Below are 24,900 nucleotides of genomic sequence, written 5' to 3' on the forward strand. Positions count from 1 at the left end.
GTTCATCCTTTCGCTATGCATAGGCACCAACCTTACAAGCTGGTTGTGCGCAGTCGTGTTAATAACCAAGCAAGTTCGGAAGCACCATACTGATTCCTGGGATATAAGTGACTAAAAGGAGCACCACTATAATCGCGATGTAAAATGGAATGAGCGGTTTTATAACATCTTCCATGTCCAAATTCGCAATGCTGGATCCTACAAATAACGCACTGCCTACAGGAGGTGTGATGTTCCCGATGCTCAAGTTCATGACCATCATGATTCCAAAGTGGATGGGATCCATATCGAAACCGACGACAATCGGCAAGAATATAGGTGTAAAGATAAGAACGGCAGGTGTGATATCCATGAACGTCCCGATCAACAATAGGAACACATTTAAAATCAGCAGCAAGATAATCGGGTTATCTGAAATCCCCATGATGAGCTCACTGATCGCTGAAGGAATTCCGGTAAATGCCATAACCCATGACATGACCGCTGAAGCAGATACCAATAACATAATGACAGCTGTGATTTCCACCGATTCCATAATGATTCTTGGCATGTGCTTAAACTTAACCGCGCCATAAGCCAAAGACAGAATGAACGTATAGGCAACAGCCACTGCCGCAGCTTCTGTCGCTGTAAAGATACCAGACAGAATTCCTCCGATTACGATCACGATTAACATCAAGCTGGGAATCGCATCTAGGAAAGTTTTAAACGCTACTTTCAAGCTGACTCTTTCTGATGTAGGGTAATTTCTTCTTTTCGCGATAATAAATGCGACAACCATACAAGCAAAAGCCCATAACAAACCAGGCAAATATCCGGCCACGAACAACGCCGCAACAGATGTTCCTCCACTAACAAGTGAATAGATGATCAGGGTTCCGCTTGGGGGAATGATTAACCCAATGGGTGCAGATGCTACATTGACTGCGGCTGAAAATCTTGGGTCATATCCTTCTTTTTTCTGCAGGGGACCCATAACGCCGCCAATTGCAGCTGCTGCCGCAACAGATGAACCGGATAAAGAGCCAAACAACGTGTTGCCCAAAATATTTGTATGTGCCAGTGCTCCAGGTGTCCGTCCGACAAGAACTTTTGCAAAATTAATGAGCCGTTCTGCAACGCCGCCATTATTCATTAAAATTCCTGCCAGGATGAAGAATGGAACTGCCAGCAACGTAAAACTATCCAGTCCCGTAACAAGTTTTTGGCTGGCCGTAAATATAGCCATATCCAAAGGTAAAGCTATCAATATTGCAGCTAACGAAGCGATAATAATACTCACTGAAATAGGTACACTAATGACGAGCATCAGCGTAAATACAATCGCTAAAACAATTCCTGCCTCCAAGGCCATAAAGTCCACTTCCTCATTCTAAAATTTCATCAGACTCAAATTTCGTATCAACATTTTTCCATTTATTTCTGTTGTGGAAATGTTCAACAATATGGATTACGGCGTAGAACAAAAATAGTACGCCCGATACAATTATGCTCAGATACAAATATTGCGTTGGCATATTTAAAGCTGAAGACACTTGCCCTACTGAGTTCTGGTAAGCTTGTGTGCCGCCGTAGATTAAAACAACCAGGATAAATGCCAGTACGATGATTTCAACGAGCATATCAACATAAAACTTAAATTTCTTTGGTATTTTGCGTGCCACAAATACGACAGCTAAATGTTTTTTCTTGCCGTATGCATAGGCTGAACCAAGCATCGTGAGCCAGATTAAGGAGTAGCGCAAAAATTCCTCGGATAATGTGCTAGGTGAATTTAATACGAACCGTGTAAAAACTTGCCAACAAGCAACTAAAACCATGGCCACCATTAGGGAGCAGGTTAAAAATGCGGTTACTCGATCCACAATATCTCTCATTGGGATTCTCTCCATTCCTGAATAAAGTAAGGGCCTCAACGGTGCAAGGGTTTCTTGCTGAAAGTTGAGACCCAGTTGATCATTATTTATTCGTTATAGCTTTGAAAATCTTCAAAGTAACGTTTGCTGTCTTCATTTTCTGACTGATATGTTTCGTGAAGTGGAGTAGCTGCATCGATAAACGGTTGTTTGTCGATGTCATAGAAAGTTACGCCCATGTCTTCTGCATCTGTGATGGCCTGTGTGATTGCATCGGCCCATACTGCTTTATGGCTTTCTGAAGAGTCAACTGCTGCATCTGTAATCGCTTGCTGCTGTTCTTCCGATAGCCCGTCCCACATGCTTGTGCTGACAATCAAAACATCCGGTACATATTGGTGCTCTGTGTACGAGTATGCTTTGGCAACTTCACCGTGTTTATTGCTTGTCAAACCTGTTTCATTGTTTTCTGCGCCGTCAATAACGCCTTGTTGAAGTGACGTATACACTTCACCGAATGACATCGGTGTCGGTGCGCCGCCCATAGCTTCAATCATAGAAATAGATGTTGGGCTTTCCTGCACACGAATTTTCATGCCATCCATATCTGCAGGAGAAGCAACTTCTTTGTCTACTGTGTAAATACTGCGTTGTCCGCCTGTGTACCATCCAGCTGCAAAGAATCCTTCATCACGTGTATTCTGGAAAATTTCCTGTACCGCTTCGCTGTTGTCCATTACTTGGAAATAATGCTCTTCGCTCTGGAATACGTAAGGAAGTGAGAAGATGGCGTAGTTGCTGTCAAAAGATTCTAGAGCGCTTGCACTAACCTTTGCCATATCAAGTGTTCCTGATTTTACAAGTTCGATAACGCCTCTTTCATCGCCCAGCTGGCCATTCGGGAATAGTTCAATTTCGACATTGTCTCCTGAGTTCTCCGCAGCTAACTCTGTCAATTCAATCAATGAAGTATGGATTGGATGATCTTCCGGCTGATTGTGCGCCAGTCGAAGAGATACCGACTCCGCTCCTCCTTCAGCATCGCCTCCTGAAGCGCTTTCATCACTTCCGCAAGCTGCTAATAACAATAAAGATAGGACACCCGCTGTTGCTGCTGAAAATCTTTTTTTGAATACCATGTAAAACTCCTCCTTTTTTGATAAACCCTTTTCGAACCATTTACTCGTCTATAGATCCAATCCAATAAAGCAAGAAACCATTTCCTTAGTCCAATACAATATGTGTATGCTCATATCAGCGACAAACAAAAAGTTCTCCTTCCCCAGTTGATCTTTTTCACTACCAAAGGCAAACGCTTTCATTTTGTTGAAAAATATAAAAATTTAACTTAAAATTACGTTATGAACAAAATAACAACGTTGTTATTACAATTTTTATCTTAAAGTAATATAATAAAATAATCAAGTATGTTTTTTGAAATTTCTTTTTTTAAACAACTTTAGCTGGTGGAAACTCCCATTTGTGGGTTTTCACATTGCTTGTTTTATTAATCGAATGCTATGGTGATACATACAGACAAAATTAGTATTTTAAACTGATGGAGGATTCCTATGACAATTACAATTAAAGATCTTGCCCTCATTGCGGGAGTCAGTTACTCTACTGTCTCAAAAGCGCTGAACGACAGTTCCCTCGTGAAACCGGATACAAAAGATAAAATCATCAAACTTGCGAAAGAAATGGGCTATGAACCAAACTACGCAGCTCAGCGCTTGGTATCAAAAGAGTCAAAAGTCATTGGCCTCATCTGGCCAACATTGGAACGTGTGGCCCCTTCCATATTGGTGACAAAAATCAATGAGGAAATTTCCAAAAGTTCATATTCCATGATTCTCTCGGTAAACCCCCTTCAAACTTCACTTGAAATGTTTAAGCGTTTCCAAGTAGACGGGGTAATCATCTTTAACGAGTACTTGGAAGACATGCCCGAAACCTTTTCGTTGCCCTGCCTCACGTATGGCGTCAGCAAAGACAATCCCTTCCCGGTTATCGATGTGAATTATCAAGCGGCAATGAATGATGCAGTGGCTTATTTGCACAGTCTGGGACACCGAAAAATTGCCTTTGTCGGCAGCCTCACCACTGTTGACGAGCGGCAAATTGAAAAATCAATCGGCTTTCGCAAAGCAATGGATAAATTCGGCATTTACGAAGAGGGCAGCTTGTTCGATACCGAAGGCTTAGGCTGGTACGACGGCTATATGGCCACCATTCAATTGATCAACTCATCTTATCGCCCAACTGCCATCATCAGTGCCAGCTACGATATAAGCGCTGGCCTTATCCGCGCCTTGATGCAGGAAAACTACAGCATTCCAAACGACATTTCCGTGCTCAGCTACGATAACATTCCACAAATGGCAACGATGGAAGTTCCTTTGACCAGCGTCGGGGTTCCCGTGGAAGAAATTGCACAAAGCATGGTACAAACTTTGACCAGCTATATCAAAGACCCGCAATCGGTTTCCATTGTCCAAACCTTGACTCCCGTGATTACAGAAAGAAGTTCCTGCGCTCAAGTTGTGGATAAAGCGATACAAGAATAAAAAGTAGAAAACTGCTGCAACTATCCGTTTTTCGGAAGTGCAGCAGTTTTTTTATTCGCTCTGTTAATCCATTAACATGCCGCCATTTACTTCGATAATTTCTCCCGTAACATAGCTCGCCAAATCCGATGCCAAATACAAGGCTGCGCCTGCAATTTCCTCAGCGGTTCCTGCACGGCCCAGCGGTGCTGCTGCCACCATCTTATCCACTAATTCAGGTGTTGAATAGCGCTCGTGAAAAGGTGTTTCAATCACTCCAGGTGCAATGCCGTTGACACGGATTCCATCCTCCGCAAGTTCCTTGGCAAGCCCTCTCGTTAATGTGCTGACAGCACCTTTAGCTGCAGCATAAATCACCGCACCACCTCCGCCGCCGTTTCGGGCAGCAATGGACGACATATTAATAATGGCCCCGCCTGCTTGCTGTTTCATCAAAGGAAGAACAGCTTGTGTGACTTGGACGATGGATGTGAAATTGACAGCGAGTATTTTTTCCAGCGTTTCAATTTCAATGTCTTCCACTTTTGCACGTTTGACCATCGTTCCTGCATTGTTGATCAAGATGTCTATTCGCCCAAATTTGTCGGTGATTTCTTCGACCATTTTGTTTACTTGGCTTCGATCCGTTACATCCCCAAGTACAAGAAGGCTGTCCCCTCCATTGTCTTGAACGGCTTTCCAGGTTTTTTCAGCCTGTGCTTTGTTGGCATTTCCATGAACCACAACTGACGCGCCGCTCTCTGCGAACTTGATTGCCATCGCACTGCCGATGCCTGTACTGCTTCCCGTAATCCACACAACTTTGCCTTCCAAATTAAACATATCGTTTCCTCCTATAAAAGTAGAATCGTTACAAAAAAGGTACATCAAAATAAGCAAATCCAAAAACACCTTGCGAACACCAGTGTTATTGGACTTGCTTTTTTAATCCTTAACAGGAATTTCGGTCTATCAATATTGGTGCCATCCGCTCGACTGCAGGTTTCCCGATTTCTTTTTCGCCTTTAATTTGCTTGAGCAGCAACTCAGCAGCCCGGTTGGCCATCTCGATTTTTGGCTGTTCCACTACGGTAATTGGCGGTGTGTAGAAACTTGCAAAGGTGACTTCGTCTATGCTGATCACCGCAATGTCACGCGGAATGGACATTCCGTGTTCTTTGATATACTTCAAAACTTCGATTAGCACAATATCGTTCCCTGCCACAATGGCTTGAGGCGGAGACTCCAGCTGGAACAGCGCTTGCAGCGTTTCTTGCAGAAATGCTGCATCCGCAGTTTTAATGTACTGTTTCTGAACCGGCAGCCCATGTTTTTCAAGCGCTTGCTTGTATCCATCAATGCGCTCTACCCGCGGACTGATATTGCGAATCACTGAAGTCGTGACGATCGAAATGTTTGTGTAATCCAGCGACACAAATTTGTCCACCGCCAATTCAGCGGCCCGGTGATTGTCGAGCATGACCGTATCAATGTCATAACCATCTAACTTCCGGTCCATAAAGACAATTGGAAAGTTTCTTTTTTTCATTTGTTCATACAAATCGAGATTTTCGCCGGTTGGAAAAACAATAAGGCCGTCAATTTGTTTCGCCAGCAGCATTTCAATGTAATTCCGTTCTTTCTCCGGATCATCGTCTGCATTGCAAATAATCGTGTGGAAGCCTTGCTTGTTAAATTCCGTTTCCAAGGTACGGATGATATGCGTAGAAAACGAGTGAAGAATATTGGCCACGATGATCCCGATTGTATAGGTCGTCTTTTGCTTCAGACTTCTGGCCACAGTATTCGGGTGATAGTTTAGCTCTTCAATCGCCTCTTCAATTCTCTTTTTCGTGCTCTCACTCATGTATTCATAGCGCTTATTCAAATACTGTGAAACCGTACTTTTGGAAATGTTCGCATGTTTAGCTACTTCTGCCATCGTTACATTTTTCATTGTCGATCAAACTCCCGAATAAACAGATTAGCGTTTTTGAGTACTGGCGTTCTTTTGTGTTTCGTATGCATCCCATAACCCAAGCAAATACATAATTCCCAGTGCCCGGTCATATAAACCGTAGCCTGGACGGCACACTTCACCCCAAATATGGCGTCCGTGATCGGGGCGTACGTATCCTGTGAAGTTCTGTTCGTGAAATTCTTTGACAACCCCTTTAATATCAATCGAGCCATCCTGTGTGTAATGAGAAGTTTCGGTGAAATCGCCGTTGTCGTAAATTTTTACGTTGCGGATATGTGCAAAAGGAGAGCGGCTGGCATACTTTTTGGCAACTGCCACCATATCGTTCGATTTGCTGGCACCCATCGACCCTGTACACATCGTAAATGCATTTGACGGTGAATCCGAAATTTCAATAAGTTTTTCATAGCTGTGTTCGCCTGTAATAATACGCGGCAATCCAAAAATTGAGAATGGTGGATCGTCCGGGTGGATGGCCATTTTAATGCCGGCTTTTTCAGCTACTGGCAAGATTTCTTTTAAGAAGACTTCCAAGTTGGCCCATAATTTTGCTTCATCGATTTCTTTGTAGGCCTCAAACAATTCGGTAATGCGTTCCATCTTTTCCGGTTCCCAGCCTGGCAAGGTCAAATCCGATGCTTCACTGACGGTGCGAATCAATTCTTTTGGATCGGCATTTTGCACTTTGGCATTTTCAAAAAATAACGCCGTTGATCCATCTTCCAATGGATGAAACATTTCTGTTCGTGTCCAGTCGAAAATCGGCATGAAGTTATAGCAAATAACTTTAACGCCTGCTTCCGCTAAATTGCGGATAGACTCTTTGTAGTTTTCTATATAATGCGCACTGTCCGCATTGCCCAATTTAATGGATTCGTGGACGTTGACGCTTTCCACGACATCTGCATGAAATCCGTGCGATTCGATATAAGCCACTTCCTGTGCGATTTCTTCTTTTGCCCAGACTTCTCCAGCAGGCTTGTCGTGAAGTGCCCAGACAATTCCTTTAACACCTGGAATTTGTTTGATGTGTTCGAGTGTGACCGTGTCGTTGCCCTGGCCATACCAGCGAAATGTCATATTCATGAATGAGGCTCCTTTACTGTATGCTTTTCTGCACGTATTTTTTGCTTAGTTCCACTGCGGCACTGTATCCACCTGCAGCGTAAGCTTTGTTCAAATCACTTCCGATGCCGGCTGCAACTGCTCCATTTGCCAACCATTCCTGAATATTGTCCAAATTGATGCCGCCTGTCGGCATAATTCGCACGTGCGGAAGCGGACCATTGACCGATTTAATGAATGAAGGAACGAAATTATTCGCAGGGAATAATTTGATGACGTCACATCCTGCCTCCAAAGCTTTGACCATTTCCCGAATTGTCATGCAGCCCGGCAAATACGGAATGCCGTAGCGATTGCAGATCGGGGCAATGGTTTCATCGAAATGAGGGCTGACGATAAACTGGGCTCCTGCCAAAATAGCATGGCGTGCAGTTTCCGCATCCAATACTGATCCGGCTCCAAGCAGCACCTCTTCTCCTTGCAACTCTTCAAATGCTTTTTGCACGTTTGGAGTTGTATACGTCAATTCGATCGCGCGAATGCCACCCTCAACCGCTGCTTTTGATAATTCAACGGCCTCTTCTGCGCTGCTTCCGCGAATAACCGCCACTACTTTAGTTTCTGTGATGCTTGATAAAATTTCATGCTTCAACATAACTTGCTTCCTCCTTTAACGTTCGATCTGCTTTTCTTTTCGGACCAATGCCAAAACCTCGTCAAGATATGGCAATCCTTCATTGTCTCCAGAAACAGTCGTCACCAAAGCTCCAACACCGTTGGCAAATTCCAGTGCATCTTCAGGTGCATAACCATGAAGAACAGCATAAACATACCCTGCATCAAAGCCATCTCCGGCACCCACTGTATCCACTACGGTCACTTTGAAGGCAGCCTTTGAATGCCATTGTCCATCTTGAAACACTCTCGAACCATTTCCACCGTCTTTGATGACAAGCTGGCTGATGCCATAATGCGCAGCAAAGTCTTCCAAAGCTTGATCTGATGCTGTGCCATTGAGCATTTCGATCTCATCCAAGCCCGTCAACAAAATATCCACTGACGGCAAAATTTCTTTGTACGCCGCTTTTGCCTGATCCAAGGTCCACAATTTCAATCGGATATTGGGATCGAATGAAACGCGGATGCCTTGTTCACCGGCAATTTTCAGCACTTGTTTAACAATAGCCAAATTTTTCGGATCGATGGCCAGGAAGACACCCGTCAAATGGACAAGGTCAATCCCTTCAAACATTTCTTTCGTAATATCTTCCGCTGCCATTGTCAGAATCGGAGATTGGTATCGATAGTAAAACGTTTTACCAGAACCATCTTCCCGAATTTCTTTGAAGTTGAGCGATGTCGGGTAGTTTTCCACAAAGCTGACATCCGACATGTCAACGCCTTCACCCCGTGCAAAATTGTAAATCACACGGCCGAATTCGTCTCCGCCCAGCCTGCTTACCCATTTTGTGTCCATGCCAAGACGCGCACTGCCAATCGCAAAGTTCAGCTCCGCGCCACCCACTTTTCGTGTAAACGCTGGCACATAACGCAACGGCCCTGTTTCCGATGGATTGAACGTAATTAATGCGTCTCCCAATGTAAAAATCTTGTAATTCTCTGCCATAAGTATGATCTCTCCTAAATCGTCCATCAATTTGATAAACCGGTTTAGTACGAGTATAGACGAAGCCTTTTTCAAAATCAACTCGACTGACGCATTATTCTGAACAAAGCACCATGTTATTCCTTCTATGAAGAAAACCACACGGCAAGGGAAATTTCCCTTAGCCGTGTGGGCGGTGGCAGTGAATGACGTTCATTTATTCACCTCTTCTATACAATACGTTAAAATCATGGGTCCAATTCACACCATCAGTGGATTGTGCCCATGAACTGTCAATTGCAGTTCCAGTTTTATCGATGGTTCCCATAAAGCGTTGACTAAAATCCAACGAAGAAAAATCTGCGCTGTCCCGCCACAACTTCCAAACATGGTCTTGCAAGCTCATTTGATACAAGCGCGTGACGCCGCGTGAATCAAAATAATGCTGCAAATAGCGCCCGGTTTCCGGATTCCAGTCGTAGACGATCATGCTGCTTGGAAATTCCGGTTTATCAATATGCAGACGCTGAATCAGGTAACTGTCATCTATCCATTCAAACGTGCTGCGGCCCATAATGGGAATGGGACGAAGATGCGGATGCGTCACTTCTACTGTCCAGGTGCCGACAAAAACGTCCAACTGGGCCATCATTTCGTTGCGCGTAGGTGATTTCATGAATTCTCCTCCCTTTGCATAACGGGCAGTCCAGCTCCATCATGGTTGAAACAAATTAAACAAAAAAGCTGGTCACCCTGCTTTTTTAGCCAATAAGATCTCCACCAATTCATCACGGTTCACCAATTTTATGTTATTGCTCTTTGCCAGTTCTGCGGCCGCTTTTGTGAAAAAGCTGTTAGTGACAACCCAGGCTTCGTTTGCTTTGTAATGCCGTTGTGCATCAGTAATTTCCTGCACGGCTTTGATGTCCACATTCCTTTTGTGGCGCTTTGCCTGAACTGCTATTTTTTGCTGATTTTTTTCCAAAATAAGATCTGCTCCATAATCGCTTTTATAAGGCGTTTTGCGAACCGCATATCCTTCAGCCCTGTAGCGCAGACGCAAAAATTCTTCAAACTCTGCTCCCGACATTTCATCCACCTGCAGAATCCCCGACTGGTTTAACTTCTTCAGCCTTCTGAATTGAAGGATTTTCGCAAGTGCCAACAGACCAATGAAACCAACACCAAATACGACAACGGTTGCTGAAACCGACTGCGTGAAAATAAACGTACTGACACTGCTTAATACCAAAATTCCAGTAAGCAACTCACCTAAGTTATTATTCTTTTTCTTTCGTGCCACATTAAACCACCTCGCTTTAAAATTCCTCCGCCCCTGAAAATATATTCGCATTACCGTCAGCTAGAATACACCAATTCATTATCAATGAATATTTTGCACTGAATGGCAAAAAAACCGCCAAGAGTTACTTTAATATTTTTCATATTCTCCATTTGCTTCAGCTTGCCAGTTAGATTTCCTCTGAAGCTAAGCCCGAGATTTTCGTCCTGCAACTCTCCGTCCACAAACAGCTTTTCACCTTCAAACTAGCGATTCTCCACTAAAATATGGCGTCCGTCATAAGTAATTTCAAAGGTTTTTTTCATGTAAGCCCTCCTAGGAAATGGATTGAGTATAGAAATCAGCTTTTGCTTTACTGATTGGTCGTACCATTTATCTGATTATTCCATAACCTTAGTGTAACATATTTTTAAAAAATAATGGCTATATTTCCCACCCCGATGTTCTCAAATGAAAACCGTACATACAAAAAACCGATCTATTTTCTCCGGAGTTTTTCTGGAGAAAGTAGATCGGTGCCCGGCTATTCGTTGACTGCCCGTTTCATGCTTTGCGATTTCTTTAATAATACTTCGAGTTCTTCCAGCGACTTGCCTTTTGTTTCAGGAATGAACTTCCAAACAAACAATGCTGAAAGGATACTCATCAAGCCGTAGATTCCGTACGTCATCGCACCGCTTACTTCCATCATTGGCGGATACGTAGAAGACACGAAATAATTCGCAGCCCATTGGAAGGCCACGGCAATAGCCAGCGCTTGTCCCCGGATTTTGTTCGGAAAGATCTCAGACAGCAAGACCCACACGACAGGACCCCAAGACATCATGAACGAAGCGGTGTAGATGATGATAAACACTAAAGTAGCGGTTCCTATTTGCTCAAAGTATGCAAGACCCGCAACCCCGAACATCCCGATGGTCATACCGATCGAGCCGATGATCAACAGCGGCTTGCGGCCGACTTTGTCGACCGTCACAATCGCAATGACCGTAAAGATGACGTTGACCAGGCCCATGATGATGGTTTGGAAAAGCGATGCATCGCGTCCCGCACCCATGCTTTCAAAAATTCTCGGTGCGTAATAAAGCGCGACGTTAATGCCGACAAATTGCTGGAATACCGACAGCAGGATTCCGATGACAATAATGCCTCTGCCGTAAGCAAAAAGTTTTTCTTTTTTGTCGTCGAAGGAATGTTTAATTTCAAACAATGTTGCTTTTGCCATCGTTGTGTCGTAGGTTTTCAATAACACACCCATCGCTTTGTCGTCTTGGTGTTGAGATACGAGGTATCTCGGTGTTTCCGGAACAAAGAACAACAGCAACAGGAACAAGAATGCCGGAATGGTTTCCGAAGCGAACATGTATCTCCAGCCCAGTTCGTTGATCCATTCGATCGTCTCACCTCTCGCAATGCCCCAGTTGACGAAATACACCACAAGCATCCCGAAAATAATGGCGAATTGGTTTAAAGCAACAAGCCGCCCGCGTAAGTTTGGCGGCGCGATTTCGCCAATGTACATCGGTGCCACTGCAGACGCAAGGCCCACCCCGATGCCGCCGATAATCCGGTAAAAGTTGAATGTGGCGAGCAGCGCGATAGATGGCTCACCTGGAGTGAAGAATAAAAACTCAGGATATGCAGAGCCCATCGCAGAAAGCAGGAATAATAATGCTGCCACAATTAACGTGTATTTGCGGCCAATCCGTGCAGAAAAGTATCCTGATAAAATTCCTCCGATAATACAACCAATCAATGCACTGGAAACCGTTAACCCATGGATAAAGGAACTGAGTCCCAAGCTATCCGTAAAATATGTTTGCAGCGAACCTTCTGCACCTGAGATAACAGCGGTATCATAACCAAATAAAAGACCGCCTAATGTGGCTACTAGTGTAATTCCAACGATGTACAACAGCTTGGTATTCTTCATTTGGCAATCGAAAGCAGCTTTATTTGACTGCTCTCTCCTCCTCTCATCTTGTAAGCGTTATCAGTATTGTAACCATATTCCACCACTTAGTGCAACGAGTAAACTAAGTTTTCTTCGTTTTTTTGTTATGATGAAATAAAGTTTTGATTGATTCTTACTGCTTCCTGCAATAAAAAAACTCTCAAAAGCGATTGTGCCACTTTTGAGAGTTCCACTTATTTGAGTACCTTCACAAAATCGCCCGTTACCGCTTTGCTGCCTGATCACGTTTGACAATCTTATCGCTCACTTGCTGGCCGCTGAGTGTCACCATCGGCATACCGCCACCTGGATTGACAGTGCCCCCGACAAAGTAGAGATTGTCGTAAAGTTCGCTTTGCTTTTTGTGCTTAAAGCCGCCGTTTCTGTTTTTATCGGAAACGGTGCCGTAAATCGCTCCGCGGTCTGAGCCGTATGTGCGTTCAATATCGTGCGGCGTCCAAACATCGCGCGTCACGATATTGTCCCGCAAACCGTGCAAGCCCATGCGTTCCAGCTTGTCGAGTACGCGCTCTTCAAACTGCCGGTATTCCTCAGGCGTAAACGGCTTGTCTTGAATATAGGGAATATGTGGCAAGATTTTGATGTTTTCGTGCCCGGGTGGTGCTTGAGTCGGATCGGTTTTGTTGACGTTGACCAAGTAAATGGTCGGGTCGTCCGGAAGCTCGTGCTTCTCGAACACTTTTTCCATCTGTTCGTGCAAGTTTTCGGAAAAGAAAAAGTTATGGTGATTCAAGAACGGATAAGTCTTCTTGACACCGAGATGCAGCACGAGGCCAGAGCTTGATGGCTCGTATTTGTTCACCAGCTTGGTGACAAACTTCTCGTCGGCATCAACCATTTTTTTATAGAATGGAATCACTTCCATATTCGACACGTAATAGTCGGCCGTTTTGAATGAACCGTCTTCGAGTCTAATGCCCGCAATTTTTTTGTTTTCATTCGTATGCGCCTGAACTACACCCATCCCCGTATGGAGTTGAACGCCTTCTTCTCTTGCCAGACGCTCCAAACCTTCCGCCAGTTTATGCGTTCCGCCTTCTACGTACCAGCAGCCTTGTGCATGCTGCATATAAATCATCATGTTGAGAACCGCCGGCGCGCTGTATGGCGAAGAACCAACGTATTTCACATAATAAGAAAGCATGTCACGCAAATGCGGATTGCTGATGCGTTTGGAAATCGCGCCGTACATCGTAGAAGTCAAGTCGAAGCCGATCAAGGTTGCTAAGATGCCATTTTGTGCAACGGCTTCCCTCGGCGACTCAAAGCCTTCTTTCAAATAGCTGTGTTCGGTCGTCTTGTAAATCCGCTGCGCATATTTCAATAGCGCATAATACTCTTTCATGTCCTTTTTGGAAAGCGCCGGGTTTGCCCGTTCCATCAAGCGCAGGTCGTGGTACAAATCCAGCACCGTACCATCCGGGAAAAACGAACGCCATTCGCGTTCCAGCCGTTTGATCGGCACATAGTCCGCCATCCGCTTGCCGCTGCCTTGGAACAATTTGTCGAAAATATGCGGCATCGTTAAAATCGACGGACCCAAGTCAAAACCGAAACCGTCCTGCTCCAGGCGATTTACTTTTCCGCCGATGTGGTCATTTTTTTCGTATAAAGAAACCGCGTACCCTTTTTGCGCCAGCGAAATGGCTGCGGACAAGCCGCCAAGGCCGCCCCCGATGACGATTACTGATTTAGTCTCATTCCCCATATATGTACCGCCTTTCATCTCTCAAGTATGTTTATTCCTAAAATTTGTTTGCCGAGCAAAAGTATTTGCATAGTCCTTTTAATTCCCTGTCTACGAGTCTTAAAAACTTTCATTATATAGTTTTTGTATAATTATTATACATATTTTATTATAGAAGCAGAATTGTTTGAATGTCCATACTGAAGGACTTTATTAGAGAAACCCATCCTTACTTTTCCAAACCCAAAACCGCCTTTCCTAAGAAAGGCGGTTTCCCTTTTCCTTGCACATGCGTGTTAATCGTTACACAAGAATCGTCCACAAAATCATCGTGAAGACAATTGTCGTAACCCCTTGCAATAAAGTCGCCATAGTCTGAGCTTTGTAGGCATCTGTTACTTTCATTCCGCTGAATTGTGTAATAACCCAGAAGAAACTGTCGTTGACATGGCTCACAGTCATTGCCCCTGCACCAATTGCCATAACAACTAGCGCGAGTGGCACTGCACCTTCAACCCCAAGAGTCGGCAATAAAGGCGCTACTAAAGTTGAAGTGATAACCAGTGCGGCAGTTGAAGATCCTTGAGCTGTTTTCAATGCTGCTGCGATAAAGAAAGGAATCAACAGGAACAATGAACCGCCGGCAAGTGCAGACAAGTCCATGCCTGCAATCACATCCGCCACGCCTGAATTGGTGATAACGCGGCCGAACGCACCACCGGCACCCGTAATCAACAAGATCGGAGCCGCACTTACCAGCCCTTCGCCAATCCAACCAGACAAAGTTTCTTCGTTCCATTTTGGAAGCAATAAGAAAGCCGCAAACACACCAAACAGTAGTGCGACAGTCGGCGAACCTAAAAATCTAATCGTATTTGTCAGTGCGTCGTCACCGCCAAGAACACTGGCGATTGACCCCGCGGCGATCAACAGCACAGGAAGTGCCAGCGGCAAAAACGCTTTGAATGTAGAAGGCATTTGACCAAACGACTTGATGACTTCTTCATAGTTCAAATCGCCGCTTTGGACTGTATCTTCCGGCACTACGATTTTTGAAGCAACTTTGACTGCCCAAATATAGCCGACAATCGCCGCAGGAATCGCAGTGATCAAGCCGATTAAAATGATTGTCCCCAAGTAATTTTCAGCACCGATATTGCCGGCAGCTGCGATTGGCCCTGGGGTTGGCGGTACCAATGTATGCGTCGCGTACAAACCTGTCGCAAGCGCGACAGACATTGAAGCAATCGAAACTTTTGCACGTTTTGCCAATGCTTTTTTCAAGCTTGATAAAATAATAAATCCAGAATCACAAAAAACAGGAATCGATACGATAAAGCCAATAATCGACATGGCCAGCTGCGGCCGTTTTTCACCGATCAATCGCAAAACTACTTCTGCCATCCGGTATGCAGCACCGGATTTTTCTAAAATAACGCCAATAATGGTACCTGCAACAATAACGATCCCGATACTGGTCATTAACCCGCCAAAACCTTCATTGACACTGAGCACGACGTCTGCCAACGGCATGCCGGATGCGATTCCCATGAAGAAGGCCCCGATCAATAACGATAAGAATGGATGAACTTTAAAGACCGCAGTCAACAACACAACCAATACAACACTTAAAGCAATAATGAAAAATAACATGTCAGCACCCCTTTTGTTTTTTCAAATAAACTCCAACAACCGTTTGCGTTTTCATTTTCAGCCGGTAGTACGGATTGGCGATCGACTGTTGCGCTGTTACCGTCCCATCCACGACCGCATGGATTTCAGTAAAGTAGGGCTCCACCAGCACCGAACTCTGACTGTCAATCATTCCGGAAATTAGGAGAACCGGTTTGCCTGCTTTCATTCCAGCTTCAGCAATGCCTAAAGGTGTTTTTCCAGATAAGGTCTGGCTGTCTGTTTTGCCTTCACCGGTCACAACCAAATCGACCGTGTCCATATGAGCATGAAACGAAATGGCCTCCAAAACAACATCAACGCCGCGTTTCATTTCCCCAGCAAAAAATGCCTGCATCGCCCCGCCGGCACCTCCCGCAGCACCGGCCCCTTTTTTATCATGGAGCGACATGCCTGTCAGCCGTTCGGTAATGTCCGCAAAGTTCTGCAGATTGGCGTCGAGCTTTTGTACCGTAGGAGAAGATGCCCCTTTTTGAGGTCCGAATACCGCCGAAGCCCCATGTTCACCGATTAAGACATTTTCCACATCACAAGCAATCAGGAAGGTGCTCTCGGAAATGCGGCAATCAAAACTAGAAACGTCCAGTTCTGCAAGCTCAGCAAGTGCACCGCCGCCACGCGCCAAAATCTTTCCACTTCGGTCTAAAAACTTCATGCCAAGTGCTTCGAGCATCCCCGCACCACCGTCATTGGTAGCACTGCCGCCAAGCCCAATGATAAAGCTCCGAAAACCGGCATCCAAGGCATGGCGGATCAATTCTCCAGTACCAAAAGAAGAGGCTGCTAGTGGATCTCGTTCGTGTTTTTCCAGCAAGGTCAACCCGGATGCTTCCGCAATCTCAATTACGCAGGTTCTGCCGTCCCCAAGAATTCCATAACAGGCGGAAACGGTCCGCCCGATTGGATCCTGAACCTGGTGAGCGACCAATTTTCCGCCAGTCGCTTCCACCATCGTACTCATCGTACCTTCCCCGCCATCCGCTGCCGGCATCAAAACGATTTCCGCTCCGATGTCTAGTTCTTGTATGGCCCTTTCCATTGCCTGCGCTGCTTCCATGGCAGACAAGCTGCCTTTAAAAGAATCGGGGGCTATCATGATTTTCATTGCCAAAACCTCCTTGCCGCTTTATTAAAGCGCTTACATAAAATTATAATGAAAAGAAGTTGGAGATACATTATACTGAGTGTACATATTTTTTATCGAAATATTTAGAATATATATACCAAGGGGCGCATTTATGATTACAAGACAACTAGCAGAAGAAATTGTCGAACAAACCATGATCCGCCTGAACCGCAATTTGAACGTCATGGATCCCAATGGCATGATTTTGGCGTCAGGTGAAGCGGAACGGATCGAAAAAATTCATGAAGGTGCAGTGCACGTTGCCAAAAGCGGCGAAACCCTCTCCATCACAGAAGCCAATTTGGCGGAATGGCACGGTGTAAAACCTGGCATCAATATGCCGATCCATTTTCAAGGAAAGCTGGTCGGCGTCATCGGAATCACCGGCAATCCGGAAGAATTAAAAGAAATTTCTACACTTGTTCAACTGACCACAGAAATGATGGTCCACCAGTCGCTCATCACCTCCCACATCGAATGGAACCGCAAGCGCAATGAGTTGATTTTCGAAGAACTGACAAGCGGCAAACCTTTGTCTGCGGCTGTTCGTGAACGGATTTTCCAAATGGGGTTCGAAAACAAAATGTCTTTTGTCACACTGCTGATTGAATTGAAAAAGCCGCCTTCTCCTTCCCACCGGATCATCGAACAGCTGGAAGGGCATTTTCAAAACCAAACTGTCGTCGCTGGACACTCACAGCTGAATGAGATTTTCCTGTTGGTGGCGAATGAAGAGCCATCCCTAATGGAAGAAGAACTGTACAATTTACTTCATTTTCTGCAGAAAAGTGCCCCTGGAAGAATCGGAGTCGGCGTAGCCGTCGACAGCATTTTTGATATCCGAACATCTTATTTGGCCGCGCGCAATGCCTTGGACTTTGGCACCCCCGGCCAGCAGCTGATTTATTTTGAAGACGTGGAATTGATGGCGCTTCTAAAGCGGAATTCTCAAGATGAACTCGCCAAATTCACTGGCAGAATCTTAGCGGGTTTGAGTGAACCTTTATGTGAAACACTGACAGCATACTTTGCCGCTAATCAAAGCCATGCAGAAACTGCTGCCCGGTTAAAGATTCATCGCCACACCCTAAGCTATCGCCTGAAAAAGATTCTGGACATTACTGGGTTGGACCCATCTGAATTCCAGGACGCGGTTGTTTTGCATTTAGCATTAGCTATTCGGATCTAAAATTTTGTTTTGCCGTGCTCTAGAATGCACAGCATTTGTACAGGAATTTCTGCGCTGCCACCGAATATTATCCAATAGACTCTTTGAACTGGAGGAATGGCTGACATGAAAATGAAAACCCGACTCAAATCGAAATTGTCCCGGACGTTTTCCAGCAATTTCACGACTGCCTACCAGAAATTCACCATGAGCCATATGACAGAAAACAACAACTTGCCTGAAGCCGTTTTGCCAAAACCATTGGACCAATGCAAAGTAGCACTGGTGTCAACTGCCGGTGTCCACCTAAAATCAGACGAGCCGTTTGATGTGGACAATCCAGCGGGAGATCCTTCATTTCGGATCGTCCCGGCAGACGCCGCAGAGCAGGAGTTGACAGTGACGCACCTTTACTTCGACACAAAGTTCGCCAAAGCCGATCCGTCCATCGTCTTCCCGCTCCACCAGTTAAAGGACGCTGCAGTCGATGGAAAAATTGGGGGTGTTTCGGACATCCACATTGGATTGAACGGCGGCATCTTGGACACGACGACAGCCGAGAAAGATTTCATTCCCAAAGTGGTCGAATTGTTCCATAACGAAGGAATTGACGCCGCGCTCTTGGTGCCTGGCTGAGGATCTTGCCATAACGTGCTTGGGCTGTATGCCCGGGCTTTAGAAGCTTCACATATCCCAACCGCCATGGTCACTTTGTTCCCGGAAATTACCGACAAAGTCGGCGCTCCCCGCACCCTCCACGTCCACTTTAAAATGGGACGGCCATGCGGCGAACCGTTCGACTTTGATACGCGAAAAAGAGTGGTGGACCAATTGCTGGAGCTGTTGGCACTGTCTTCCGGGACTCGGGCAACTTATCAGGAAAAGCGATAGAAACAACGGAGGCAGATCAATATGAATGAAACAAAAGAGGTTTTAGATCCAGGTCCTTTCTTTCATGGGACAAAAGCGGAATTGAAGATTGGGGATTTATTGCAGGCGCAGCATCCGTCCAATTACCAGAACAAAAAATCCAATTACATCTATTTCACGGCAACATTGGAAGCCGCCAAATGGGGTGCCGAACTAGCGGCTTCTACTGCCAAAGAGAGAATTTACCTTGTAGAACCAGTAGGTGATTTTGAGAATGATCCGAATTTAACCAACAAGCGATTTCCAGGCAATCCAACACGCTCTTACCGTTCCCAATCGCCTCTTAAAGTAATCGCAGAGCTCGGTGTCTGGGAACGGCATACCGATGAACAACTTAGCACCATGCGGGCATCGTTAAAGGCGTTGCGTGAACAAGGAAAGGCCATCATCATTGATTGAATTTTTTACAATAGAAAAAACAGGATGTACATTTTCTTGCATTTATCTGGAAATTGCTTTATTGTGTAACACATCGACAAACCATTAACTTAATAATCTATTTCTTATCAAGAGAGACGGAGGGATTTGGCCCTGTGATGTCTCAGCAACCATTCTGTTACAGGATAAGGTGCTACTTCCAATAGGTGTTAGAGCCTAGAAGATAAGAAGAATGCATTTCCATACATGGGGCTTTCTTCTTTTTGAAGAAAGTCCCATTTTTTATTTGGGAAGATCGCACGTTAACTAAAAACTAAAAACCGAAAGTGGGAATGCAACATGGCCAATCCAATCACCGATCCAACGAAACGAGTCAATAAAGCGCCCTTCAAAGCAGATCACGTAGGAAGCTTGCTCCGCCCGGACAGCATCCATCAGGCAAGAAAAGAGTTTAAAGATGGCCGCATTACGGCAGAACAATTAAGAGCCATCGAAACAACTGAAATCAAGCACATCGTCGACAAACAAATTGAAGTCGGCCTGAAAGCTGTGACAGACGGCGAATTTCGCCGCACCTTCTGGCACACTGATTTCATGGCAGAGATTCACGGATTTGAAGGATACACGCCGGAAAAAGGCTATCAATTCAAAAATGTAGAAACGGAAGCTTACGATGTCCGCAATACCGGCAAAGCCACCTTCAATGAAAATCACCCATTCATCCAAGACTTCATTGAATTTAAAGAAATCGTTGGGGGCCGTGCTATTCCGAAGCTGACCATTCCAAGCCCAAACCAATTTTTCAACCAAGGCATTCGCAATGAGCGCATTTATCCGGATCTTGAAGATTATGCAACAGACATCATCCAAGTTTACCGCGATGCCTTCCAAGCATTCTACGCTGCAGGTGCCCGCTATATTCAAATTGACGATGTCTATATTGCAGGATTGTCATCACCCGACATTCCGTTCAATGACGGACAATACAACCGGGATTACTTGATCGACCTGGCATTGCGCGTTACCAACGCCGTTTTGAAAGATCAGCCAGAAGATTTGGCGATCACGACCCACCTATGCCGCGGCAACTATCAATCCGATTGGGCATTTGAAGGCAGCTACGCGCTCATTGCGCCAACACTTTTCGCCAAAGAACAAGTCGATGGCTTTTTCCTGGAATACGACGACGGACGTTCCGGCAGCTTCCAGCCGCTGGAACATATCCCAGCCGGCGGCCCACGCGTGGTGCTTGGTGTCTTCACTTCGAAAAACGGCGAACTTGAAGACAAAGAAACCATCAAAGCTCGCGTCGCAGAAGCAGCTCAATATGTCCCGCTCGAACAGCTCTGCATCAGCCCGCAATGCGGATTTGCCTCCACCCACCACGGCAATATCCTCACCGAACAGCAACAATGGGACAAACTGCGGTATATCGTGGAAGTTTCTGAAGAAATTTTTGGGGAGTGACTTGGAAAGCCCAACGCAGTCTTTGCGTTGGGCTTTTTTCGGTTGATTTACTTCATTTACGTTCTTAAAAGTATAAAATAGGTGTTCGGCTTCAGCTCACTGTCCAACTCAGTTGCCGATTCTCAATGCCCCATCTTTATTCTGTAATACAGCTAAAATACTCAACGCAGCGAGAAGGCTCGTCTTCGGGTTGCTCGGCATCGGATTGTTTTCCACTTGCAGCTGCAGTTTCCCGAAGTCCCCTTCTGCTTCAATTGTGTGCGTATTCCGTTCCATAGCCGGGTCGACAATGATGCGCACTGTCGTTTTCTCGATACCGATTCCCGCAAGTGCGAGTGTCATCGCGACGTTGACGTTTTTCGGGAATTTTTCAACGGCTTCATCTGCAGAACCTTCAAATAGTACTTTCTCTTGCTCTGCTTGAATCCCAAGCGATGCGGGTGATTTCCGTGTCGTAAGCTGAACCCGCTCCAAGCCACCAGCTGCTTTCGCCGATTGCAGGATGTCCAGTCCACCAATTGCACCGGAAGGCAGGAAAACCTGTGTTCCGCTAGACTCAGCCATAGCTTTAACATCAGTCAGAAGAGCGGCATCTTTAAAGACGCCGATACTGCTGACGACGAGGTCTTTTTGATGGGCAACGATCTCTTTCACGTAAAGATGAGCAGCTTCCACAGTCGCTGCCTCCACGACGAGATCAATCGGCGTCTCTAAGAATTTGTGAATATCTGTATGGAAATCGACCCCAAACTGTTCATGCAAACGGCGGCCCGCTTGCTGGTTGCGGCCAAAAACTGCCGTTATTCTTCTTTCTTTGGCTACCTTGTTGGTATTCACCTGTTCCAATAAATACGTGGCGATATTTCCTGTGCCGATGATTCCGATGTTCATCGTTTAGCCTCCTCATTTAAATAGGTATAGTCTACCGAATGTTGGATACTTACCTATACCCTAAAAAGCGATACTTGATGAAGATTCATTTTGGCAGACGACTTCTTCTAAATTTGCTCTACTAAAATAGCAATAAAAGGATTATATTTAATAATTAGAGTGAAAAAGATCAGCTGGGCAACTACAGAAAAGAGGAAGAGAATGAGTATGCCATCTACAAAACGAAAAGCAAATAAAGGAAAATTAGTTTTACGGGCACTGGCCATTATCATTGGTGCGTTTGTTACTGCATATGGCCTTGAAGCTGTCTTGATTCCGAATAATGTATCAGATGGCGGCATCACGGGCATCAGCATTGTTGGCTCCCAATTATTCGGCATGCCACTGGGCGTGCTGATTGCAGTCTTGAATATTCCCTTTGTCTATTTGGGATATAAGCAAATCGGGAAAAGCTTCGCCATTTACTCCACTATTGGCATTGCTTCCCTCGCCTATGCGACGACTCTCATGCACCATATCCCGCCTATTATTGAGGGCGACACTTTATTGATTACCGTTATTGGCGGAATCATCATCGGTTTTGGCATGGGGGTTGCGCTGCGAAACGGCGGTGCGCTTGACGGCATCGACATGCTAGCCGTGCTGCTGTCACGCAAATTGCCATTCGGGACAAGTGACATGATCTTGTTCCTGAACATATTCGTCTTTATCATCGTTTCCTTCGTCTTCGGCTTGCAAGGCGCGTTCCTTTCCGGAATTGCTTATTTTATCGCATCCAAAGTGATTCATCTGGTCGAAGAAGGATTCAGTGGCTCGAAGACGTATAAAATTATTTCGCGGGAACCGGAACTTCTCGTCCAAACCATTTACGACCGCCTTGGACGAAACGCCACGTACAATATCGTCAACGGCGCCTACACGAACGAGCAATACAAAGAAATCACCTGCATCATCAACCGGCTTGAAGACAGCAAAATGAAAGAAATCATCTTCGAAATTGACAGCAACGCCTTTGTCGCCGTTTACGACGTCGCCGAAGTCAGAGGCGGCAGTTTCAAAAAGCGGGATATTCACTGATTGGTCCGAAACAAAAAAAGCGCCAGCTTCTCTTTATTAAAAAGAGAGCGGCGCTTTTTGCATCCACTAGAAAAATCAAGTATTTCTTAACGAGCTTATGGCATTGTCTACTTTCATTTGGAGAGTTCTCTTAAACCGTATGTCTCGGGAAAAGAGCATTTCCATTTTTAACAAATCTCCACACAACAGCAATCAAAAAGATGGCAATGCCAGTTAACAAGATGCCTTGAATAATCGCGGACATAGCTGGATCGAGCTGTCCACTGGTATAAGCACTATAGATTCCAAAGAAAGCCCAAGCGATGGGAATCGGAAAGGCAGCGTTTTTGAAACGGGCCAAGTAAAAGAGGACAAAGGCGATGGCAATCCCCAATACGATCATGGTCCAGATTGAATCGGAAAGTCCGAACCCGTTCCACTCCAGCTGCACTAAAAACGCAGAGATGTTAACAATCGTTGCAATGAACACCCAGGAACTGTAGAAAGTAAAACTAAGACCTGCAAACGTAGACGGAAAAGCAAAGCGATTTTTATAAATTCTTTCCACAATAAGAAGCAATGAAAACAACATGCCCAAAATCAACAGCGTTGATACGCCTAACTGTTCATAAGAAAAAGCAACAATCCACCCCATATTGAACAGGGAACTCGCGATAAACAAAGGAGAAATTAATAACACCAGCTTACTGATACGTTTGTCTTTCCTCTTCACAAATAAATAAATCAACGTAATCAGCAGTAAACTGTAGATAACTCCCCAAATCGAAAACGTAAAAGGTGCCGGCGAGATAAGCGTCATGTATTTGTCTGAGACGTCTTTCTGACTGTTCCCAGCAAAAAATCCGGAAGATCCGAAGTAATTGACGCCAAGTGTTAAAAAGTAGAAAACCAGATTGAGTATCGTGAAATTTTTTGTTTTTTTCAATGTGCTTTCATCCATTGTGAACTCATCCTCTCAGTAGCTATTAGTTGGTTTCATTCGCAAGTAACCAATAAAAATGTCTAGTTAACTCTCTTTGAATATGTTTTCCCTAATTGGCTTTGCTGCAAAACTATTTTTCTATAAAAACAGATTTCTTCAGTCATAAAAAATCTGTATATATTTTTAAAAATCCAAAGTCATGCTATTATAAAATCAAAATATTACTAATACGACGATTTAACATCATTTAGTAACATATGGTTTTATTTCAGAAAATAGTTCGCTCCACTTTCAGGAGCGCAATCAGCCTAAAACGAAAGGCGGCGCTGGGGATGTCTGAAGAACGAAAGCAACCGAGCATGTTCGGCTGGATGTTGGGGGCATCAATCGTATCAATCTTCATCCTGCTGCAAGTCACTCAAAATGTGCTCCTTATCGGTGTTGCCATGCTGTTGGTTTTCTATGTCGTCTTGCCGGTGCCGTTTGTCCGCTACCATTTCAAGAAGCGCGGCGTGAAATTGGGTGAAGTTTTCTTTTTTCGGGGCACAGCGCGCTGGCTGATCCCGGTCCTCGGGCTTACCTTGCTGGTGATGTCATTTTCCATCAGCATCTATTGGCTGCAATTGCGTGGACTTATGTCTATTGCTCCAATGGCAGTTGAGTCAGCCCTTATGCCGCAGCCAATTCCCGACGCTTTTTGGTACCTTCTCACAACTGGCTTCATTTTGGCAGTGATTGCACCGATTGCAGAAGAGTTCGTCTTCCGCGGGCTGATCCTCAATTGGCTGGTCACGGCATTCGGCTTTTGGAAAGGAGTCGGCTTATCCAGCATGATTTTTGGTGTTTTCCACATCAACTTTTTCGGTGCCTTCTTGTTTGCCGTTCTGGCGTCGCTGTTGTATTTAAAAACCGGCAATTTGCTGGTTCCGATTTTGCTGCACATGGCCAACAACCTGGTCGCCGTTTACCAAAGTTTCGTCAATCCGTCTTTTCCCGAGTGGTTGATGGTGACAAGCATCAATGACCTGTATGCAAAAAGCATTCCGAACCTCTTAGTACTGGCCGGCAGTTTGACGTTGCTGCTGTTTGTTATTTCTTGGCTGGCTCGGGGAGTGGAAAACAAAGAAGAAGAAACTCGTTTCTTTTAGACACAAGTTTCCATATCTCCGTCATTATGACCCCTTTTAAATAAACTGAATTTTTACACAAATAAGAAAAAAGATGTTACTA

The 24,900-nt window shown here is 45.1% G+C and carries 24 protein-coding genes and 1 riboswitch; of the genes, 8 read left to right on the forward strand and 16 right to left on the reverse strand.

Annotation, left to right across the window (positions count from 1 at the left end):
• Positions 1 to 58 precede the first annotated feature (58 nt).
• The 3 genes from AC4EHK_RS12585 to AC4EHK_RS12595 all read right to left on the reverse strand — a co-directional run bounded on the left by AC4EHK_RS12585 (position 59) and on the right by AC4EHK_RS12595 (position 2,995).
• On the reverse strand, positions 59 to 1,354 hold the full coding sequence (locus AC4EHK_RS12585; protein ID WP_490979134.1) for a TRAP transporter large permease: 1,296 nt from the start codon (positions 1,352 to 1,354) through the stop codon (positions 59 to 61).
• A 13-nt stretch (positions 1,355 to 1,367) separates the two neighbouring features.
• Positions 1,368 to 1,877 carry a TRAP transporter small permease gene (locus AC4EHK_RS12590; RefSeq protein ID WP_490979135.1) on the reverse strand — a complete coding sequence of 170 codons (510 nt, stop codon included), beginning with the start codon at positions 1,875 to 1,877 and terminating at the stop codon, positions 1,368 to 1,370.
• Positions 1,878 to 1,963: 86 nt separating this feature from the next.
• Positions 1,964 to 2,995: a TRAP transporter substrate-binding protein gene (locus AC4EHK_RS12595; protein WP_490979136.1), complete on the reverse strand. Its 1,032-nt coding sequence runs from the start codon at positions 2,993 to 2,995 to the stop codon at positions 1,964 to 1,966.
• Between the two features lie 432 nt (positions 2,996 to 3,427).
• Between AC4EHK_RS12595 and AC4EHK_RS12600 the strand changes: the two genes are divergently transcribed.
• On the forward strand, positions 3,428 to 4,423 hold the full coding sequence (locus AC4EHK_RS12600; protein ID WP_490979137.1) for a LacI family DNA-binding transcriptional regulator: 996 nt from the start codon (positions 3,428 to 3,430) through the stop codon (positions 4,421 to 4,423).
• 63 nt (positions 4,424 to 4,486) lie between these two features.
• On the opposite strand, the gene AC4EHK_RS12605 is transcribed toward AC4EHK_RS12600, so the two are convergent.
• The 11 genes from AC4EHK_RS12605 to AC4EHK_RS12655 form a co-directional block, all read right to left on the reverse strand.
• Positions 4,487 to 5,245, reverse strand: a complete 759-nt coding sequence (locus tag AC4EHK_RS12605; protein WP_490979138.1) for an SDR family NAD(P)-dependent oxidoreductase — start codon at positions 5,243 to 5,245, stop codon at positions 4,487 to 4,489.
• Between the two features lie 109 nt (positions 5,246 to 5,354).
• On the reverse strand, positions 5,355 to 6,359 hold the full coding sequence (locus AC4EHK_RS12610; protein ID WP_490979139.1) for a LacI family DNA-binding transcriptional regulator: 1,005 nt from the start codon (positions 6,357 to 6,359) through the stop codon (positions 5,355 to 5,357).
• 27 nt (positions 6,360 to 6,386) lie between these two features.
• Positions 6,387 to 7,469, reverse strand: a complete 1,083-nt coding sequence (gene uxuA / locus AC4EHK_RS12615) for a mannonate dehydratase (protein ID WP_490979140.1) — start codon at positions 7,467 to 7,469, stop codon at positions 6,387 to 6,389.
• A 13-nt stretch (positions 7,470 to 7,482) separates the two neighbouring features.
• Positions 7,483 to 8,103 carry a bifunctional 2-keto-4-hydroxyglutarate aldolase/2-keto-3-deoxy-6-phosphogluconate aldolase gene (locus AC4EHK_RS12620; RefSeq protein ID WP_490979141.1) on the reverse strand — a complete coding sequence of 207 codons (621 nt, stop codon included), beginning with the start codon at positions 8,101 to 8,103 and terminating at the stop codon, positions 7,483 to 7,485.
• A 15-nt stretch (positions 8,104 to 8,118) separates the two neighbouring features.
• Positions 8,119 to 9,075 carry a sugar kinase gene (locus AC4EHK_RS12625; RefSeq protein ID WP_490979142.1) on the reverse strand — a complete coding sequence of 319 codons (957 nt, stop codon included), beginning with the start codon at positions 9,073 to 9,075 and terminating at the stop codon, positions 8,119 to 8,121.
• 196 nt (positions 9,076 to 9,271) lie between these two features.
• Positions 9,272 to 9,730: a hypothetical protein gene (locus tag AC4EHK_RS12630; protein WP_490979143.1), complete on the reverse strand. Its 459-nt coding sequence runs from the start codon at positions 9,728 to 9,730 to the stop codon at positions 9,272 to 9,274.
• A 72-nt stretch (positions 9,731 to 9,802) separates the two neighbouring features.
• On the reverse strand, positions 9,803 to 10,357 hold the full coding sequence (locus AC4EHK_RS12635; protein WP_490979144.1) for a restriction endonuclease: 555 nt from the start codon (positions 10,355 to 10,357) through the stop codon (positions 9,803 to 9,805).
• A 523-nt stretch (positions 10,358 to 10,880) separates the two neighbouring features.
• Entirely contained in the window at positions 10,881 to 12,290 is a 1,410-nt protein-coding gene (gene xylE / locus AC4EHK_RS12640) for a D-xylose transporter XylE (RefSeq protein WP_490979145.1), read from the reverse strand.
• Between the two features lie 244 nt (positions 12,291 to 12,534).
• The gene (locus AC4EHK_RS12645; protein WP_490979146.1) at positions 12,535 to 14,040 is read right to left on the reverse strand and encodes a phytoene desaturase family protein; all 1,506 of its coding nucleotides are present in this window, start codon (positions 14,038 to 14,040) and stop codon (positions 12,535 to 12,537) included.
• A 282-nt stretch (positions 14,041 to 14,322) separates the two neighbouring features.
• Positions 14,323 to 15,672: a GntP family permease gene (locus AC4EHK_RS12650; protein WP_490979147.1), complete on the reverse strand. Its 1,350-nt coding sequence runs from the start codon at positions 15,670 to 15,672 to the stop codon at positions 14,323 to 14,325.
• A 1-nt stretch (position 15,673) separates the two neighbouring features.
• The gene (locus tag AC4EHK_RS12655) at positions 15,674 to 16,816 is read right to left on the reverse strand and encodes a glycerate kinase (protein WP_490979148.1); all 1,143 of its coding nucleotides are present in this window, start codon (positions 16,814 to 16,816) and stop codon (positions 15,674 to 15,676) included.
• 133 nt (positions 16,817 to 16,949) lie between these two features.
• Between AC4EHK_RS12655 and AC4EHK_RS12660 the strand changes: the two genes are divergently transcribed.
• The 5 genes from AC4EHK_RS12660 (at position 16,950) to AC4EHK_RS12680 (ending at position 20,780) form a co-directional block, all read left to right on the forward strand.
• On the forward strand, positions 16,950 to 18,026 hold the full coding sequence (locus tag AC4EHK_RS12660) for a CdaR family transcriptional regulator (protein ID WP_490979149.1): 1,077 nt from the start codon (positions 16,950 to 16,952) through the stop codon (positions 18,024 to 18,026).
• A 105-nt stretch (positions 18,027 to 18,131) separates the two neighbouring features.
• On the forward strand, positions 18,132 to 18,641 hold the full coding sequence (locus tag AC4EHK_RS12665; protein ID WP_490979150.1) for a glycine/sarcosine/betaine reductase selenoprotein B family protein: 510 nt from the start codon (positions 18,132 to 18,134) through the stop codon (positions 18,639 to 18,641).
• Between the two features lie 15 nt (positions 18,642 to 18,656).
• Complete coding sequence (locus tag AC4EHK_RS12670) at positions 18,657 to 18,896, forward strand: hypothetical protein (RefSeq protein ID WP_490979151.1); 240 nt, start codon at positions 18,657 to 18,659, stop codon at positions 18,894 to 18,896.
• 21 nt (positions 18,897 to 18,917) lie between these two features.
• Positions 18,918 to 19,334: an NAD(+)--rifampin ADP-ribosyltransferase gene (arr, locus tag AC4EHK_RS12675; protein ID WP_490979152.1), complete on the forward strand. Its 417-nt coding sequence runs from the start codon at positions 18,918 to 18,920 to the stop codon at positions 19,332 to 19,334.
• A 101-nt stretch (positions 19,335 to 19,435) separates the two neighbouring features.
• Positions 19,436 to 19,543: riboswitch (SAM riboswitch) on the forward strand.
• Positions 19,544 to 19,652: 109 nt separating this feature from the next.
• On the forward strand, positions 19,653 to 20,780 hold the full coding sequence (locus AC4EHK_RS12680) for a 5-methyltetrahydropteroyltriglutamate--homocysteine S-methyltransferase (RefSeq protein WP_490979153.1): 1,128 nt from the start codon (positions 19,653 to 19,655) through the stop codon (positions 20,778 to 20,780).
• 108 nt (positions 20,781 to 20,888) lie between these two features.
• Here AC4EHK_RS12680 and nadX read toward each other — a convergent pair whose 3' ends face one another.
• Positions 20,889 to 21,671: an aspartate dehydrogenase gene (gene nadX, locus AC4EHK_RS12685; RefSeq protein WP_490979154.1), complete on the reverse strand. Its 783-nt coding sequence runs from the start codon at positions 21,669 to 21,671 to the stop codon at positions 20,889 to 20,891.
• A gap of 201 nt (positions 21,672 to 21,872) precedes the next feature.
• Between nadX and AC4EHK_RS12690 the strand changes: the two genes are divergently transcribed.
• A complete protein-coding gene (locus tag AC4EHK_RS12690) occupies positions 21,873 to 22,748 on the forward strand; it encodes a YitT family protein (RefSeq protein ID WP_490979155.1) in 876 nt (291 codons plus the stop codon).
• 130 nt (positions 22,749 to 22,878) lie between these two features.
• On the opposite strand, the gene AC4EHK_RS12695 is transcribed toward AC4EHK_RS12690, so the two are convergent.
• Positions 22,879 to 23,688 (reverse strand): TspO-related membrane protein, encoded by an 810-nt coding sequence (locus tag AC4EHK_RS12695; RefSeq protein ID WP_490979156.1) that lies wholly within the window; start codon positions 23,686 to 23,688, stop codon positions 22,879 to 22,881.
• A 314-nt stretch (positions 23,689 to 24,002) separates the two neighbouring features.
• On the opposite strand from AC4EHK_RS12695, the gene AC4EHK_RS12700 reads away from it, so the two are divergent.
• On the forward strand, positions 24,003 to 24,818 hold the full coding sequence (locus AC4EHK_RS12700) for a CPBP family intramembrane glutamic endopeptidase (protein WP_490979157.1): 816 nt from the start codon (positions 24,003 to 24,005) through the stop codon (positions 24,816 to 24,818).
• Positions 24,819 to 24,900 lie beyond the last annotated feature (82 nt).

The organism is Planococcus sp. TJ-307 (genome assembly GCF_058268435.1).

Coding starts and splice junctions, on each gene's coding strand:
- AC4EHK_RS12585 (WP_490979134.1), bottom strand. CDS start 1,354: ATGGCCTTGGAGGCAGGAATTGTTTTAGCGATTGTATTTACGCTGATG.
- AC4EHK_RS12590 (WP_490979135.1), bottom strand. CDS start 1,877: ATGAGAGATATTGTGGATCGAGTAACCGCATTTTTAACCTGCTCCCTA.
- AC4EHK_RS12595 (WP_490979136.1), bottom strand. CDS start 2,995: ATGGTATTCAAAAAAAGATTTTCAGCAGCAACAGCGGGTGTCCTATCT.
- AC4EHK_RS12600 (WP_490979137.1), top strand. CDS start 3,428: ATGACAATTACAATTAAAGATCTTGCCCTCATTGCGGGAGTCAGTTAC.
- AC4EHK_RS12605 (WP_490979138.1), bottom strand. CDS start 5,245: ATGTTTAATTTGGAAGGCAAAGTTGTGTGGATTACGGGAAGCAGTACA.
- AC4EHK_RS12610 (WP_490979139.1), bottom strand. CDS start 6,359: ATGAAAAATGTAACGATGGCAGAAGTAGCTAAACATGCGAACATTTCC.
- uxuA (WP_490979140.1), bottom strand. CDS start 7,469: ATGAATATGACATTTCGCTGGTATGGCCAGGGCAACGACACGGTCACA.
- AC4EHK_RS12620 (WP_490979141.1), bottom strand. CDS start 8,103: ATGTTGAAGCATGAAATTTTATCAAGCATCACAGAAACTAAAGTAGTG.
- AC4EHK_RS12625 (WP_490979142.1), bottom strand. CDS start 9,075: ATGGCAGAGAATTACAAGATTTTTACATTGGGAGACGCATTAATTACG.
- AC4EHK_RS12630 (WP_490979143.1), bottom strand. CDS start 9,730: ATGAAATCACCTACGCGCAACGAAATGATGGCCCAGTTGGACGTTTTT.
- xylE (WP_490979145.1), bottom strand. CDS start 12,290: ATGAAGAATACCAAGCTGTTGTACATCGTTGGAATTACACTAGTAGCC.
- AC4EHK_RS12645 (WP_490979146.1), bottom strand. CDS start 14,040: ATGGGGAATGAGACTAAATCAGTAATCGTCATCGGGGGCGGCCTTGGC.
- AC4EHK_RS12650 (WP_490979147.1), bottom strand. CDS start 15,672: ATGTTATTTTTCATTATTGCTTTAAGTGTTGTATTGGTTGTGTTGTTG.
- AC4EHK_RS12655 (WP_490979148.1), bottom strand. CDS start 16,816: ATGAAAATCATGATAGCCCCCGATTCTTTTAAAGGCAGCTTGTCTGCC.
- AC4EHK_RS12660 (WP_490979149.1), top strand. CDS start 16,950: ATGATTACAAGACAACTAGCAGAAGAAATTGTCGAACAAACCATGATC.
- AC4EHK_RS12665 (WP_490979150.1), top strand. CDS start 18,132: ATGAAAATGAAAACCCGACTCAAATCGAAATTGTCCCGGACGTTTTCC.
- arr (WP_490979152.1), top strand. CDS start 18,918: ATGAATGAAACAAAAGAGGTTTTAGATCCAGGTCCTTTCTTTCATGGG.
- AC4EHK_RS12680 (WP_490979153.1), top strand. CDS start 19,653: ATGGCCAATCCAATCACCGATCCAACGAAACGAGTCAATAAAGCGCCC.
- nadX (WP_490979154.1), bottom strand. CDS start 21,671: ATGAACATCGGAATCATCGGCACAGGAAATATCGCCACGTATTTATTG.
- AC4EHK_RS12690 (WP_490979155.1), top strand. CDS start 21,873: ATGAGTATGCCATCTACAAAACGAAAAGCAAATAAAGGAAAATTAGTT.
- AC4EHK_RS12695 (WP_490979156.1), bottom strand. CDS start 23,688: ATGGATGAAAGCACATTGAAAAAAACAAAAAATTTCACGATACTCAAT.
- AC4EHK_RS12700 (WP_490979157.1), top strand. CDS start 24,003: ATGTCTGAAGAACGAAAGCAACCGAGCATGTTCGGCTGGATGTTGGGG.